This window comes from Thiomicrospira microaerophila (assembly GCF_023278225.1).
Lineage (GTDB): Bacteria > Pseudomonadota > Gammaproteobacteria > Thiomicrospirales > Thiomicrospiraceae > Thiomicrospira > Thiomicrospira microaerophila_A.
This window is the reverse complement of the sequence record NZ_CP070959.1, coordinates 523495-537615: the sequence shown is the minus strand read 5'-3', so window position 1 is coordinate 537615 and position 14121 is coordinate 523495. Positions and strand designations below refer to the sequence as shown.

Below are 14121 nucleotides of genomic sequence, written 5' to 3'. Positions count from 1 at the left end.
TTTTTATAGCCATAAAAGGGCAAAAAACTACAGATAGGGGAAATTAAGCGCTTCAAGCGTTTCTTGATAGTTCTCAATATTATCAGCGGCGATATCAGTTCGATTAAACCGCGCAATATGAAACAATGCCTCACCTTCATTTACCAAAGGTAGGTGCAACTGACCAATCACAATGCCACTAAACGGTGCCCAGATTTCGACTTCTGATTCGCCAAACGGATCAGACACCACCGCCAACAGGGTTTGATCTTTTTGCACACGATCTCCCTGCTTAACTTTGGCACGGAAAATACCATCCTGCGGAGCCCGAACCCAAGCCGATGAGCGCGCAACAATCGGATCAAACTCATTTTTTTTGCGTGAAGCCGGCAACATTTCCAAGCGGCGCATCACACGTAATATGCCCTGCACCCCACCTCGAATCGATAGCTCATCAAACCTTAATGCCTCTCCTGCCTCATAGAGCAAAACAGGAATACCTTTTTTATTCGCCGCTTCGCGCAAAGAGCCATCTCGCAAATTCGAATTAAGAACGACCGGAGTTCCAAAAGCCTTAGCCAAGGCGAGCGTTTCTTCGTTATCTAAATCAGCACGAATTTGAGGCAAATTTGAACGGTGAATCGCGCCAGTATGCAAGTCTATGCCATGCGTGCAACGCTCCACAATTTCATCTAAAAACAAACGTGCAACACGCCCGGCCAGTGAGCCCTTTTCTGATCCGGGAAAACTGCGGTTTAAATCTCGTCGATCAGGCAGGTAACGACTTTGGTTAATAAAACCATGCAGGTTTACAATCGGTACGGCAATCAACGTGCCTTTGAGTCTTTTTAACGCAGGAACTTTTAAAAGTCGCCGAATAATTTCCACACCATTCAGTTCATCGCCATGAATCGCCGCACTGATAAACATTACTGGTCCAGCTTGATGCCCGCACAGCACCTGCACAGGCATCGTAATCGGACTATGGGTATATAGCTTACCGACCACCAGATCAATCGTTTTGCGCTCTCCCGGCAAAACCTTTTGACCCGCGAGCTCGATAGGCTGATTCTTACGGCGTTTTTTTATGCCTGAATCTGGCATTTAGCCCTTGCCTCGTGTCGCGGTTTTATTCGGCTTGCCATTTTTTTCGATAAACTCAATAATTTGGCCGGCAATATCTTTGCCTGAAGCGTTTTCGATGCCTTCAAGACCAGGGGAAGAATTCACCTCCATCACCACTGGGCCATGATTAGAGCGTAGGATATCTACTCCGCAAACATTTAAACCCATTATTTTTGCAGCGCGTAAAGCAGTCGAACGCTCTTCAGGCGTGATTCGAACCAAGGCTGCACTGCCACCCCGGTGAAGATTAGAACGGAACTCACCCTCCTTCCCTTGGCGCTTCATTGAGGCAACGACCTTACCACCGACCACAAAGCACCGAATATCAGAACCACCCGCTTCTTTGATAAACTCTTGCACGAGGATATGTTCTTTTAAACCCATAAACGCTTGAATGACGCTTTCGGCAGCTTGTTTGGTTTCGGCTAGCACGACACCCAAACCCTGTGTACCTTGCAAGACTTTAATCACCGCTGGCGCACCGCCGACAATATTTAATAAATCGTCAATATCATCCGGTGAATGGGCAAAACTAGTCACCGGCAAACCTATACCGTGTTTAGCGAGGAGTTGTAAACTGCGCAATTTATCACGTGAACGCGTAATCGCTACGGATTCATTCAGTGGATAAACGCCCATCATCTCAAACTGACGCAACACCGCTGTACCATAAAAAGTGACCGATGCACCGATGCGTGGAATCACCGCATCAAAGCCCTCTAATACCTCTCCTTTATAGTGAATCTCAGGGTTTCGGGTTGTAATATTCATATAACAACGTAAAGAATCAATGACTCGAACTTCGTGACCACGTTGTTGCGCGGCCTCGACTAAGCGCTTAGTTGAGTAAAGATTTGCATTACGCGATAAAATTCCGATTTTCATTTAAATACGCCATCCTTGGGCAATTTTTGACAATAAGATTGACTCACATCAACCATAAAACGCTGTTCCATCGCAACGCGTCCGAGTAGCATTCTAAAACGCATAGTATCTCGATTCGTCAACGACAGATCAATTGTAAAACGTTGATCACCTAGCACTAAATCGGTTTCAATAAAATAACGTTCGGTTTTATTGCCTCCTGAATCACTGACAATTCGCTGATCTTTTATCGGTGCTTCACACCAAATTTCAGTTTGTTCATCACCTTGGTTGGGATGAATGCCAAATCGTACCCAGGCCTGGTTATCTTTTTCAAACGGCTCAACAGAAAAAGCATGCAAAGCCGAGGTACGCGCGCCGGTATCAACTTTGCACTTTAATGCTGAAATACACAGTTGAGGTAAAGCCACCCACTCACGCCAGCCCAATATTATTTTATCCATGCATCACCTTAAGGTTTAAACTCATTGTCATATTGCTGCCAGCGGTTGAACCTTATCATGACCTGCAATTCCCTAATGTACTCTTCCCGCTTAGTTGAATAGGCAATCAAACCATAAGCCAGCAGCTCACTATTTAAACCCGCCCCTGTTTGTCGAAGTTGATGCCTAAGGTTACGCAATGTTTCATAACTTTGAAACGAATTAAGGTTCAACATATAGGCTGCAACCGAGGCTTCAACACTATCAAACACGCGGACCTCATAGGTTTGCCCCTCCGGTCGCCGTTCCGGGACTAATCCACACCCTATCGAAAAACACCAGTGCCCAAAAAAATTCATGCCTTCGACCGCAAAACGCGACGTGCCCCAAGCCGATTCATTGGCCGCTTGCGCCAAAGCCAAAGCTGGCGGAATTATATCCACTTTTTTTAATAATTCAGCATGCCAATCTTCAAAAGATTGGCCTACTTCACGGGGTAACTGATACTTTTCGGCTAAGGCTTCAAATTTTCGTCTCTGGTTAGCATTCATCCTTTGAGGATTTAACTGGGTCAAAAACCGCCTTTCGATTAAGATATCTTGATTGGCTGACTGGATAGCCGGTAGAATGAAATCTACAAACGCTTGTTTCTTTTCATTAACATCATCAATCGAAGCAAAATCAGGCAGGCTTTGCTGTGGTTTCGATCTTTTAGCGGTAACCTTCGGGGTTGGTGGTTTTGCTGCCTCAGCTTTAAGCCCGCGCTTTTCAAGCGTTTGTGACTGTTCACAGGCCGCAGATAATTGCGAGTCTGACAATTCGCAATCACAAGAATCACGCTCCATGATAATCCAGAGCCCAATAATCACCAGTATCGCCAATATGATCTTTAGGTATCGTTCCATTATCTTTCCTTTACTCTTGACGCTTATTTTGGATAATGATGAAACGACAATAAACAAAAAGCAAATTATTTAGCTGGCAACTATGAAATTAAAATCTTTAGCACAAACTTTCAACTATCTGATATTACTAACTATTACCACCCACTTACTACTCCCAAAAACACTCTATGCGGGTTCATCTTCAGCCGTCATTTTGATGTATCACCATTTTGGTGATGAAACCCCGCCCAGTACCAGTGTAACTCTTGAACAATTCGATGCCCACCTTGACTATCTGCAACACCATCAGTTTAACGTCTGGCCTTTATCCAAGTTAATACACCACTGGGAAACCAACCAACTCGTTCCAGAAAGAACGGTAGTATTAACCGCTGATGACGCCTATATCAGCGTATACACCGAAGCTTATCCCCGCTTGACAGCACGGGGCTGGTCAATGACGACCTTTGTTAATTCGGAACCGATTGATCGTGGCTTTGGAAATTTTATGACTTGGCAACAAATGCGTGAAATGCAGGCCGCTGGCTTTGAATTTGCCAACCACAGCCACACTCATAGCAAAATGCGCCGAATAGAGGGCGAAACTGAAGCGGAAATGCTTGCCCGAGTGCGTCAAGAAATTGATATCGCACAACAACGACTCAATACCGAGCTCGGTGCAGAAAATGTACCGCGTTTGTTTGCCTATCCCTATGGCGAATACAGCGAGTCCGCTGCAAATTTAATTGCCGAAATGGGCTATATCAGCGTGGCACAAGTGTCGGGTGCGGTCGATGCCAATAGCGACCGTCGTGCTTTAAATCGTTTTCCGATGGCGGTAAACTTTGCCAAAATCGAAGACTTTCGACTCAAAGTCAACACCCGCCCCCTTCCGTTAAAATCTGTCACCCCTTGGGATCCGATTGTCGGTGAGAACCCACCGACCCTGACCTTGGAGTTATCAAAGCCGGTGCGCCAACTCAACTGCTTTAATAGCCGAGGACAAGCATTAAACATGGATTGGCAAACGCCCACAAGGCTTGTTATTCAATCCGAACAAGCCCTGCGCTCGCCTCGTGATCGCTATGCCTGCACCGCGCCGATCGGTCAAGGCCATTGGTATTGGTTTGGCCATTTATGGGTTATTGATTAAGTAACGGCCCAATAAAACAAAACAAAAAGGAAACAGCATGTCAGACTGGACTTCAGGTTATGTCGCCGATATTGGCTACACCTACGGTTATTACAAAGAACTTAACCCCTTAAGAATGCGCTTGGCGATGATCAACGCTGGGATTACACCTCCCAGCTTTGGTGAGGGTTCGACCGCCTGTGAGCTTGGCTTTGGTCAAGGCTTAAGTGCGGCGATTCATGCGGCCGCCAGCCCGGTTCAATGGTATGGCAATGATTTTTTACCGAGTCAGGCCGGATTTGCACAATCCCTAGTCAAAGCCAGTGGTGCCCAAGCTGAATTTAGCGATGAATCCTTTGCTGAATTCTTGGCCCGCGATGACCTACCGAAGTTTGATTTTATTTGTTTGCATGGTGTGTGGACCTGGGTTTCAGAAGAAAACCGTCAGTTGATTATGGCGTTTATTCGTAAAAACTTGAAAGTGGGCGGCGTGGTGTATGTCAGCTATAACACCCAAATCGGCTGGGCACAGATTATGCCGTTGCGCCGTTTATTGGTGCAACATGTGCAGCGTATGGGTTCGGCAGGCTGGGGCAGTTCTTATAAAATCAACCAGGCCTTGCAGTTTGCTAAAAAACTAATGAAAACCCATCCACTGCATGCCACCGCCAACTCACAGGTTGGGCCAAAAGCCGAAGAACTGATTGGCCAAGATCCACATTATCTGGCGCATGAATACTTTAATCGCGATTGGCACCCGATGGATTTTGCCGATATGGCGGAGTATATGGCGCAAACCAAACTCGAATACGCCAGCACGGCGAATTATCTTGATTTAATCGAAGCGATTAACCTGACTCAAGAACAAATGACATTGCTGGCTGAAATTCCCGATAGCGCCCTGCGTGAAAACACCCGTGATTTTTGTGTCGATAAAAAATTCCGCAAAGACTACTGGGTTAACGGCGCGATGAATTTAACCCAGTTGCAAGTGCTTGAGCTGTTGCGCGCCGAACGCGTGGTGATGACTAAACCTCGTGGCACAATTTCATTGGTGCTTGAAGGCGCGCTCGGTGTAGCGGATTTAGCGGCCGATGTTTATGATCCGATTTTAGATTATCTCGCAGACTACCAACCCCATAGCCTCGGTGAAATTGAACAGGCGATGGCGACGCATGACAAAATCGGCTTGCAAGAAATCGTACAGGCCTTGTTTATCTTTACCCATCGCGGTGAAATCCAATCGGCTCAAGCGGAGGCAGTCATCGCACAGGCGTTACCGCGCACCCAAGCACTCAATAACTTCTTTATCGACCGAGCTCGTGGTAGTGCTGATATTGCGTTTTTAGCCAGTCCGGTGACGGGCGGCGGTATCGAAGCAACACGTTTCCAACAGCTGTTTATCAAAGGTTATCGTGACGGCTGTGAATCCGCCATGGCCTTGGCACATTATGTCTGGATGATATTAGAACCCATGGGGGAAGGCGTGATGAAAATGGGGCGTATTTTACAAACTGAAGAAGAAAATATTGCTGAATTAACCCAGCGTGCGGAGGATTTTTTACGCCGTGATTTAGCGCTTTATCAAGGGTTGAGACTGGTTTAAATTTTGATATAAAGAAAACGCGCGCTGTTGAGCGCGCGTAAATAAAGCTTAACTTTCGTTTTTTTCTACTGCGGGTTTATCTTTTTTAGTTTTAGCAAACGCCATATGGGTTAACCACAAGGATAAGCCTACCAGCGCAATCCCTACCGCATAATAGAGCAACTCAATCGGCTGGGTCGGTTTAAGGTAAATCGCCGCTTCAAAAAACATCACCACCAATACCAACACAATGACCTTGGCTAGCTTGTCTTTTAAGTCATCCAAGCTATTGACCACCAGAATTTGGCTAGCACCATAGGCTTCTTTGGCAATGCTGAGTTTTGAAATAAACAACTCATATAAACCCAATGAAAAAATCAACATAATCGCACCGATCAAAAAGCCATCTACCGCACCAATCACGGTGCCAATCGCTTTTGATTTCAGTGCCGCACGTTCGGTATATTCAAGGGTGTGATAGTCCGTTAATGCGCCAAGCAGATAAAAAATCTCCACTGCGGTAATATAAAACATCACAAACGCAATAATTAAACTGGCAACCACCGCCGTTAACACCACCAAACGGCTATGCCATAACACCGCCTCAAAGCCACGCACCCCTGAACTCTTGTTTTCACACGTCAGACTTTGATTAATTTTATCCGGCATACTAAGGCTCCTATTTTTCTAAAGTTTCAATCGTAAAGTTATGGTTGGTGTAGATACATAAATCCGCTGCAATCGTCAGCGCATTTTTAACGATCTCATCCGCTGGCATCTCACTGTGGCGCATTAAGGCCTGTGCAGCCGAATGGGCATAACTTCCGCCCGAACCTATGGCAATAAAGTCATCTTGCGGCTCAATCACATCACCTGTGCCGGAAATTAACAACATGGTGTCTTCATCCGCCACAATCATCATCGCTTCGAGTTTTCTTAATGCGCGATCAGTACGCCAATCTTTTGCCATTTCAACCGCCGCACGCATCAGCTGACCGTTATGCGTTTGCAACCGGCCTTCAAAACGTTCGAACAAGGTAAACGCATCCGCGGTTGCACCGGCAAAGCCGGCTAAGACTTTACCATCATAAAGGCGACGTACCTTACGCGCATTACCTTTCATCACAATATGACCCAAGGTCACCTGACCGTCACCGCCAATCACCATTTTTCCTTGGCGCTTTACACACAAAATCGTCGTACCGTAAATCGTATCTGGACGATGCTCCATTGTCTTTTCCTTTCTTACTATTTGTTTTTTCTTGCTCTTGGGTGGGTTTGGTCGTAAACCTGTGCCAAGTGTTGCATATCTAATTTGGTATATATTTGGGTGGTCGATAAATTAGCATGACCTAATAACTCCTGCACCGCCCGCAAATCTCCGCTGGATTCTAACACATGCGTAGCGCAGGCATGACGCAATCGATGAGGTGACATCTTGGAAACAATTCCCGCCTCAATCGCTCGCTGATCAAGCTGTTGTTGAATCGAACGCACGGAAAGTCGACTGCCACGCTGGTTAACAAATACCGCCGTTTCTTCAGGTTTAGCCTTCTGAAATCGCACTTTTAGCCAGGCTTGCATTGCTTGCTGAGCTTTTGCCCCGACCAAGGCTAAGCGCATTTTTTTGCCCTTACCGAGCACCTGTATCTGTCCGCTGTCTAATCCATCTAACCCTGGGGACAAGTCTAACCCAACCAGTTCAGAAACCCTCAGCCCAGCAGAATAGAGTAGCTCAAATATCGCTTGATTTCTAATCGCCTGCCAAGTTTCTACCGGTTGCTCCAATAATTGGTTCGTTTGGTCAATATCAAGGCTTTTAGGTAAAGGCTGTGGCTGCTTCGGCGCTTTGACTAATTTCGCTGGATTTGCCGAAACGATCCCCTCAGAAATTAAAAACTGAAAAAAACTTCGCAATGTAGAAAGGTGTCTTGCCAACGACCGAGCACCTAATCCCGATTGCACCTGGCTCATCACATAGGACTTAACCATCCCAACATCAACCCCCCGCCAGTCAAGCACTTGTGGATCTGCCATTAAATCCTGCATTGACCAGGCCTGGTTATTCATCTGCTGAAAATAAAACATTACAAAGCTTATCAAATCTCTCTGATAATTATCCAGCGTATGAACAGACTTATTTTCAGCGCGTAAGGTCAACAAAAACCGTTCAATATGTTTCATCTAGCTCATCAACCAAAAAGCCGATTTAAACGCGCCGTAATCAGCTCTGCCATCACTTTCAAAAAGTAAGTTCCCAATTCAGGATGAAAACGATCGGTAGTGCTGCCCAGAGCTAGAACCCCCCAAACTCGGTTTTTACCAAGCGGTAAACAACAGACTGAATGTAAATCACTGGCACCATGAAATAGCCCTGACTTCCATTTTTGTTCGATTAACCCGCACACGGGCTTACCTGGCTGTAAACTTTCTTTAAGCGTTTTAACCCAATCCTGGCGCACACCTAGCTGGCTCAGACCTTTTAAACTCTGATTAGGCACCTCCCAAGAAACTAGGGTCATATATTCAACCTTGAACACTTCATCCATTTGTGTGTAAAGCACATCTATTGCTTGCTGCTCGGTTTCAGCAACCATTAACAAACGGCTTAATTGCTGAATTTTTTGCAACAAAATTCCGTTATCGCCCGCAATGGCTACCAAAGAATCAACCTCGTCTTGAAGCTTGTCGCGTTGCTCTCTTAACTGCCAAACTTGACGTTCCAAAAGCGAAACCGCTTTACCGTTTGAAGGATGAGGAATACTTAATCTATCCAATAAATTTGGGAAAACATGAAAAAACTGGGGGTTGCGCGCCAGGTAATCGGCAACATGCTCAGCATGGATATCCTCAGGTTTCATTAGTCATTACCCCTTCAAATACCCTAGCAACAGGCCCAGTCATCCATAGAGGATCGGTCAAACTCCCCGACCAACGAATCACAAGATCTCCCCCGGGTAAAGAGACGGTAACAGAGTCATCAACACGATCCCACAAGCGCAACACGGCCATCGCGGCACAAGCACCAGTACCACAAGCTTGGGTTTCCCCTGCGCCTCGTTCAAACACGCGCAATTTTACCCTTTGCCGATCAATGACTTGAGCAAAGCCGACATTTACTCTTTCAGGGAAACGTGGATGACATTCCAGCGAGGAACCTAAGGTTGCTACCGGTGCCAAGTCAATATCCTCTACCTCAAGCACTGCGTGAGGATTACCCATTGATACCGCACCTAATGACCAGGCCTGGTTATTGACTTCAACCTGATAACTGAGCGCTTGCTGCTGCGTTATAAATGGCAGTGCTTGCGGTGCAAAACGCGGCGCCCCCATATTGACCCTAACCTGACCATCTGGCTCCAAGTAGAGTACAATTAAACCCGATGCCGTTTCTACCGGAATTTCACGCTTATCTGTCAGGCCCTGGTCAAACACAAAACGTGCAAAACACCGAGCGCCATTTCCACACTGTTGTACTTCAGAACCATCAGCATTAAAAATTCGATAACGAAAATCCGCCTGCTCAGATAGCGACTTTTCAACCAATAAAAGTTGATCAAAACCAACCCCAGTATGCCGATTGGCCCAATCTCTCACTTGATTGGCTTCAATTTCAACCGTTTGGGATAGTGCATCTATCACCATAAAATCATTGCCCAAACCGTGCATTTTAGTAAAACGTAAACCCATAAAACCTCTTAAACTCTAGCAGGCCTGCTAATCATGCCCTGTTATTTAATTTCGTATCATTATGATAAACCAAACTCCTATTGGCTAGTTATTGTTTCATCATCTTAAAAAACATCCAGCTTAGGTTCCAGCTAAACCAAATCAACCCTACGGTAAGCCCTCTACACAAATCATTGACTGGTTCGAAGGACACTATTTTCTCTAATCCCTATAGGGGTAACTACCGCGCGCTATCAATCCACCATCAAGGGTCAAAACGCTTCCCGTCATCCAAGCAGCTGCATCGCTTAAAAGAAACGCAGTTGCGGCTCCCATTTCTTCAACTGAACCATAACGCCCCAGAGGAATCGCCTTCATCCAGGGGTTTTTAAATTTTGGCTGCTTCAAAATACTAACTGTACGTTCGACTGGTACGACACCCGGTGCCAGATTATTGACTCGAATACCATATTGCCCCCACTCTACCGCCATAACCTTCATCATCGCATCTAAACCAGCTTTGGAAGCCGCATAAGCACTGAACCACTCACAAGTCTGCTGACCATGGATACTCGAATTATTAATCACAACGCCAGGTTGTTTCGCTGCAATACAAGCTTGAGCAAACAAACTGCTTAATCGATAAGGTGCCTGTAGGTTTACCGCTAAAGTCTGATTAAAGGCTTCTCCTTCAACATCATCAAGTACCGTCGTTTTTGTAATTAATCCCGCATTATTAACCAGGCCATCTAAACCCGAAAACTGTGACCAGGCCTGGTTAAAAACCTGACCTAGAGAAGCATAGTCACGAAAATCGCCCCTAACCACTTGCGCTTGCGCGCCCAATACCTTAACTCGATCAAGTGTTTGCGCAATACCGCTCTCATTTCGGCAATAATGTAAAACTAATTTACAACCCTGCTTAGCCAATATCTGCGCCATGCCAGCACCAATACCGCTCGACGCACCGGTTATAAAGACGCGTTTACCATTTAGTTCAGGGTAGATTGTCATTCAGCCTCCTTAATAAACATGACTTCAAGGTTTTTAGCAATTTGTCCTTATTTTACCTTGTGCGGGTATCAGCAAGCTAAAAGCTTTTGCTTTATAATGATGGAATTTACATCAGACAATAAGGTTTTAACGCACAGATGATGACCCCAAAAGAAATAGTTCATGAACTTGATAAGCACATTATTGGTCAAGCCGATGCCAAAAAAGCTGTTGCGGTGGCATTACGAAATCGCTGGCGCCGGATGCAATTGAATGCAGATTTACGCCCGGAAGTAACGCCAAAAAACATTTTAATGATTGGTCCAACCGGTGTGGGTAAAACCGAAATTGCGCGCCGTTTAGCCAAGCTCGCCAATGCACCGTTTATCAAAGTTGAGGCGACTAAATTCACCGAAGTGGGTTATGTGGGGCGTGATGTGGATTCGATTATTCGTGATTTAGTCGATAACGCAGTCAAAATGCAGCGCGAACAAGCGATTAAAAACGTCCAGAATAAAGCCGAAGATGCCGCTGAAAACCGCATCCTTGACATTCTGCTGCCACCCGCACGCGGCCGCGAAGAAGAAAGCCATGAAGCGATGGCTGAGACCCGCCAAAAATTCCGCAAAAAACTACGTGAAGGCCAGTTGGACGACAAAGAAATTGAACTCGATCTAAAGGTCGCCCCTGCACATGTTGAAATCATGGCGCCGCCAGGCATGGAAGACATGACATCGCAGTTACAAGATATGTTCCAGTCACTCGGCAGCAGCAAAAAACAAATGCGCAAGTTGCCGATTAAAAAAGCCTTTAAGTTGCTGGTTGAAGAAGAAGCCCACAAACTGATTAATGATGACGACTTAAAATCGCAAGCTGTTGAAAACGTCGAGCAAAACGGCATCGTGTTTTTAGACGAAATTGACAAGGTCGCCAAACGCTCGGGGGCCAGTGGTGGTGATGTATCCCGCGAAGGTGTGCAACGTGACTTGCTGCCACTGATTGAAGGCAGCACGATTTCGACTAAATATGGCATGATCAAAACTGACCATATTTTATTTATCGCCTCCGGTGCCTTTCACATGAGCAAGCCCTCAGATTTAATTGCTGAATTACAAGGCCGCTTGCCGATTCGGGTTGAACTTAAATCGCTTCGGGTTGAAGATTTTGTGCGTATCCTGACCGAACCCAAAGCCGCGCTCACCACTCAATCGACTGCGCTAATGAAAACCGAAGGCGTGGACATTAGCTTTACCCCAGAAGGTATTCAGCGTCTGGCGGAAATCGCCTACCAAGTCAACGAAAGCACCGAAAACATTGGAGCTCGCCGTTTACATACCGTGATGGAGCGCTTACTGGAAGAGGTGTCGTTTAACGCACCTGACCAAGCGGGTCAACAGATTGTCGTCGATCAGGCTTTTGTGGACGAACGCCTCGGCGCACTCGCCAAAGACCAAGACCTGTCGCAGTATATTTTGTAGGGAAGACTAGCATGCCAGAAATCGCGCGTTTTTATGGAATCATTATCAAACTTTATTTCGCTGATCATCCTCCAGCACATTTTCATGCCATTTATGGCGAATATGTCGGCATGTTCAATATTGAAACACTTGAAATGATAGAAGGTGATATTCCGCAGCGCGCGCGAAAATTGATTACTGAATGGGCAACGCAATACCAAACGGATTTAATGACGATTTGGAAAACACAACATTTCAAAAAGTTACCCCCTTTGGAGTAATCACCATGCGAATTATTGATGTCAAAGCTTGTCATGATTTAACGCTTGAAGTCACGTTTAAAGACGGCATCGTGAAACTTTATGATATGAAAAAATGGCTAACTAACCCAATATTTTCTCCGCTAACTAACAGGGCACTCTTTGAAACAGTAAAAGTTGAACCTGGGGGTTATGCTATAAGCTGGACTGACCAAATAGATTTGAGTGAAAATGAAATTTGGCTGAATGGACAAACCCTGAAAACCTTCCACGCCATCCAATATGAGTCGCCTAGCCATGCCACAACCGACTGACATTAAACTTAAACAAACTTCACGCACCTTGGTAATAAGCTTTGATGACGGTCAAACCTTTGACTACAGCTGTGAGTTTTTACGGGTCTATTCGCAATCGGCTGAGGTCACAGGTCACGCACCGGGTCAAGAGGTGCTGCAACTCGACAAACAGCAGGTTAATATCGACGCCATCAGCCCGGTTGGCAACTATGCCATCCGGCTGCATTTTGATGATGGCCATGACAGTGGGATTTATACCTGGGAGCGCCTTTATGATTTGGGCGAACACTATCAAAATTATTGGGTGGATTATTTGCGCCGCCTGATGCGAGCGGGGCATTCGCACCCTGCCCTAACCCAATTACAAAAGGAGTCCGGCAAATGAGCCCGTCATCACAAAACCGACAAACGATCGACTTTGGTTTCAGCGAAGTGCCGCTTGAAGAAAAAGTTAAGAAAGTCAAAGGCGTATTCGATTCGGTCGCACAAAAATACGATGTGATGAACGATGTCATGTCACTGGGTATTCATCGGCTATGGAAACGCCAAACCATTGAACTGTCCGGGGTACGGGCTGGTATGCAGGTGTTGGATCTTGCCGGTGGAACCGGAGATTTGACCAAAGCTTTCGCTAAACGTGTCGGCCCAACCGGCAAAGTCGTGTTAGCCGATATTAACGAAAGCATGGTGCGTGTTGGACGCGATCGCCTGATTGACGAAGGGGTTGGCGCTCAGGTTGAGTACACTATCGCGAATGCTGAAGCGCTGGCCTTCCCCGACAATCATTTTGATGTCGTGACCATGGCATTTGGTTTGCGTAACGTCACACATAAGGACAAAGCGCTTGCGGAAATTTGCCGTGTGCTTAAACCGGGAGGTCAGGCGCTAATTTTGGAGTTTTCTAAAGTGCATCAACCGCTATTAGCCAAAGCCTATGACTTCTATTCATTCAATATTCTACCCAAAATGGGGAAATTCATTGCAAAGGATGAGGCTAGTTACCAATATCTTGCCGAGTCGATTCGCATGCACCCAGACCAAGAAACCCTCAAACAAATGATGCTAGACGCAGGTTTTGATAAAGCCAGTTATATGAATATGAATGAAGGCATTGTCGCACTGCATCGTGGATGGAAGTTCTAATGAAAACAAAACCGAGCAGCCATGACTGGGAAGAAGATTTATCAAAACTGATTGGTGATCCTTTAGCGTTTCAACTCGGCTATCGCGTGCGTCAGTTTAAACAACAGACGCAACAGATAAAACAAGACAGCGAACAGATGCTCAGCGAGTACTTTCGTTATGAACTCGACCTGTTACCTAGCCGCAGTGAAATCGAAAATTTCAACCAGCAGGTGAACGAACTTGAAAATCGCTTTAATGAAATAGATGCGCGTATTGAACGCATGACCAAAGCCCAATAACCTTCAAAGA

At 45.9% G+C, this 14121-nt stretch carries 18 protein-coding genes; 8 read left to right on the top strand and 10 right to left on the bottom strand.

The window, feature by feature from the left end; all coding sequences use genetic code 11:
• Positions 1-27: 27 nt before the first annotated feature.
• From JX580_RS02610 to JX580_RS02595, 4 genes are read right to left on the bottom strand one after another with little or no spacing between them, the layout of a single operon-like run.
• Entirely contained in the window at positions 28-1083 is a 1056-nt protein-coding gene (locus tag JX580_RS02610; protein ID WP_248851246.1) for a succinylglutamate desuccinylase/aspartoacylase family protein, read from the bottom strand.
• Positions 1084-1989, bottom strand: a complete 906-nt coding sequence (gene rimK, locus JX580_RS02605) for a 30S ribosomal protein S6--L-glutamate ligase (RefSeq protein WP_248851245.1) — start codon at positions 1987-1989, stop codon at positions 1084-1086.
• On the bottom strand, positions 1986-2432 hold the full coding sequence (locus tag JX580_RS02600; protein WP_248851244.1) for an ATP-dependent zinc protease family protein: 447 nt from the start codon (positions 2430-2432) through the stop codon (positions 1986-1988). Before JX580_RS02600 ends, rimK begins: the two co-directional genes overlap by 4 nt.
• Positions 2433-2440: 8 nt before the next feature.
• The gene (locus JX580_RS02595; RefSeq protein ID WP_248851243.1) at positions 2441-3316 is read right to left on the bottom strand and encodes a glucosaminidase domain-containing protein; all 876 of its coding nucleotides are present in this window, start codon (positions 3314-3316) and stop codon (positions 2441-2443) included.
• 82 nt (positions 3317-3398) lie between these two features.
• On the opposite strand from JX580_RS02595, the gene JX580_RS02590 reads away from it, so the two are divergent.
• Positions 3399-4448 carry a polysaccharide deacetylase family protein gene (locus JX580_RS02590; protein WP_248851242.1) on the top strand — a complete coding sequence of 350 codons (1050 nt, stop codon included), beginning with the start codon at positions 3399-3401 and terminating at the stop codon, positions 4446-4448.
• 37 nt (positions 4449-4485) lie between these two features.
• On the top strand, positions 4486-6033 hold the full coding sequence (locus JX580_RS02585) for a class I SAM-dependent methyltransferase (RefSeq protein ID WP_248851241.1): 1548 nt from the start codon (positions 4486-4488) through the stop codon (positions 6031-6033).
• A gap of 48 nt (positions 6034-6081) precedes the next feature.
• Here JX580_RS02585 and JX580_RS02580 read toward each other — a convergent pair whose 3' ends face one another.
• From JX580_RS02580 to JX580_RS02555, 6 genes are all read right to left on the bottom strand, one after another.
• Positions 6082-6681: a YqhA family protein gene (locus tag JX580_RS02580; protein WP_248851240.1), complete on the bottom strand. Its 600-nt coding sequence runs from the start codon at positions 6679-6681 to the stop codon at positions 6082-6084.
• A 10-nt stretch (positions 6682-6691) separates the two neighbouring features.
• Positions 6692-7243, bottom strand: coding sequence for an ATP-dependent protease subunit HslV (hslV, locus tag JX580_RS02575; RefSeq protein ID WP_248851239.1), 552 nt, complete (start codon positions 7241-7243; stop codon positions 6692-6694).
• Positions 7244-7260: 17 nt separating this feature from the next.
• Positions 7261-8196: a tyrosine recombinase XerC gene (locus JX580_RS02570; RefSeq protein ID WP_248851238.1), complete on the bottom strand. Its 936-nt coding sequence runs from the start codon at positions 8194-8196 to the stop codon at positions 7261-7263.
• Between the two features lie 8 nt (positions 8197-8204).
• A complete protein-coding gene (locus JX580_RS02565; RefSeq protein WP_248851237.1) occupies positions 8205-8873 on the bottom strand; it encodes a DUF484 family protein in 669 nt (222 codons plus the stop codon).
• A complete protein-coding gene (gene dapF, locus JX580_RS02560; protein WP_248851236.1) occupies positions 8863-9702 on the bottom strand; it encodes a diaminopimelate epimerase in 840 nt (279 codons plus the stop codon). The genes JX580_RS02565 and dapF overlap by 11 nt, the downstream gene beginning before the upstream one ends.
• 201 nt (positions 9703-9903) lie before the next feature.
• Positions 9904-10695: an SDR family NAD(P)-dependent oxidoreductase gene (locus JX580_RS02555; RefSeq protein ID WP_248851235.1), complete on the bottom strand. Its 792-nt coding sequence runs from the start codon at positions 10693-10695 to the stop codon at positions 9904-9906.
• Between the two features lie 137 nt (positions 10696-10832).
• Between JX580_RS02555 and hslU the strand changes: the two genes are divergently transcribed.
• Genes hslU through JX580_RS02525 form a run of 6 tightly spaced genes read left to right on the top strand, consistent with a single transcriptional unit; the run spans position 10833 to position 14111 of the window.
• Positions 10833-12152, top strand: coding sequence for an ATP-dependent protease ATPase subunit HslU (gene hslU, locus JX580_RS02550; RefSeq protein WP_248851234.1), 1320 nt, complete (start codon positions 10833-10835; stop codon positions 12150-12152).
• Positions 12153-12163: 11 nt separating this feature from the next.
• Positions 12164-12412 (top strand): DUF4160 domain-containing protein, encoded by a 249-nt coding sequence (locus JX580_RS02545; RefSeq protein WP_248851233.1) that lies wholly within the window; start codon positions 12164-12166, stop codon positions 12410-12412.
• Positions 12413-12417: 5 nt separating this feature from the next.
• Positions 12418-12705, top strand: a complete 288-nt coding sequence (locus tag JX580_RS02540) for a DUF2442 domain-containing protein (protein ID WP_248851232.1) — start codon at positions 12418-12420, stop codon at positions 12703-12705.
• Positions 12689-13072, top strand: a complete 384-nt coding sequence (locus JX580_RS02535) for a gamma-butyrobetaine hydroxylase-like domain-containing protein (protein ID WP_248851231.1) — start codon at positions 12689-12691, stop codon at positions 13070-13072. Before JX580_RS02540 ends, JX580_RS02535 begins: the two co-directional genes overlap by 17 nt.
• Complete coding sequence (ubiE, locus tag JX580_RS02530; RefSeq protein WP_248851230.1) at positions 13069-13830, top strand: bifunctional demethylmenaquinone methyltransferase/2-methoxy-6-polyprenyl-1,4-benzoquinol methylase UbiE; 762 nt, start codon at positions 13069-13071, stop codon at positions 13828-13830. Before JX580_RS02535 ends, ubiE begins: the two co-directional genes overlap by 4 nt.
• Positions 13830-14111 (top strand): hypothetical protein, encoded by a 282-nt coding sequence (locus JX580_RS02525; protein WP_248851229.1) that lies wholly within the window; start codon positions 13830-13832, stop codon positions 14109-14111. The genes ubiE and JX580_RS02525 overlap by 1 nt, the downstream gene beginning before the upstream one ends.
• Positions 14112-14121: the final 10 nt, after the last annotated feature.

Excerpts from the sequence above, each read along its gene's own strand:
- JX580_RS02610 (WP_248851246.1), bottom strand. The coding sequence starts at position 1,083 with ATGCCAGATTCAGGCATAAAAAAACGCCGTAAGAATCAGCCTATCGAG.
- rimK (WP_248851245.1), bottom strand. The coding sequence starts at position 1,989 with ATGAAAATCGGAATTTTATCGCGTAATGCAAATCTTTACTCAACTAAG.
- JX580_RS02600 (WP_248851244.1), bottom strand. The coding sequence starts at position 2,432 with ATGGATAAAATAATATTGGGCTGGCGTGAGTGGGTGGCTTTACCTCAA.
- JX580_RS02595 (WP_248851243.1), bottom strand. The coding sequence starts at position 3,316 with ATGGAACGATACCTAAAGATCATATTGGCGATACTGGTGATTATTGGG.
- JX580_RS02590 (WP_248851242.1), top strand. The coding sequence starts at position 3,399 with ATGAAATTAAAATCTTTAGCACAAACTTTCAACTATCTGATATTACTA.
- JX580_RS02585 (WP_248851241.1), top strand. The coding sequence starts at position 4,486 with ATGTCAGACTGGACTTCAGGTTATGTCGCCGATATTGGCTACACCTAC.
- JX580_RS02580 (WP_248851240.1), bottom strand. The coding sequence starts at position 6,681 with ATGCCGGATAAAATTAATCAAAGTCTGACGTGTGAAAACAAGAGTTCA.
- hslV (WP_248851239.1), bottom strand. The coding sequence starts at position 7,243 with ATGGAGCATCGTCCAGATACGATTTACGGTACGACGATTTTGTGTGTA.
- JX580_RS02570 (WP_248851238.1), bottom strand. The coding sequence starts at position 8,196 with ATGAAACATATTGAACGGTTTTTGTTGACCTTACGCGCTGAAAATAAG.
- JX580_RS02565 (WP_248851237.1), bottom strand. The coding sequence starts at position 8,873 with ATGAAACCTGAGGATATCCATGCTGAGCATGTTGCCGATTACCTGGCG.
- dapF (WP_248851236.1), bottom strand. The coding sequence starts at position 9,702 with ATGGGTTTACGTTTTACTAAAATGCACGGTTTGGGCAATGATTTTATG.
- JX580_RS02555 (WP_248851235.1), bottom strand. The coding sequence starts at position 10,695 with ATGACAATCTACCCTGAACTAAATGGTAAACGCGTCTTTATAACCGGT.
- hslU (WP_248851234.1), top strand. The coding sequence starts at position 10,833 with ATGATGACCCCAAAAGAAATAGTTCATGAACTTGATAAGCACATTATT.
- JX580_RS02545 (WP_248851233.1), top strand. The coding sequence starts at position 12,164 with ATGCCAGAAATCGCGCGTTTTTATGGAATCATTATCAAACTTTATTTC.
- JX580_RS02540 (WP_248851232.1), top strand. The coding sequence starts at position 12,418 with ATGCGAATTATTGATGTCAAAGCTTGTCATGATTTAACGCTTGAAGTC.
- JX580_RS02535 (WP_248851231.1), top strand. The coding sequence starts at position 12,689 with ATGCCACAACCGACTGACATTAAACTTAAACAAACTTCACGCACCTTG.
- ubiE (WP_248851230.1), top strand. The coding sequence starts at position 13,069 with ATGAGCCCGTCATCACAAAACCGACAAACGATCGACTTTGGTTTCAGC.
- JX580_RS02525 (WP_248851229.1), top strand. The coding sequence starts at position 13,830 with ATGAAAACAAAACCGAGCAGCCATGACTGGGAAGAAGATTTATCAAAA.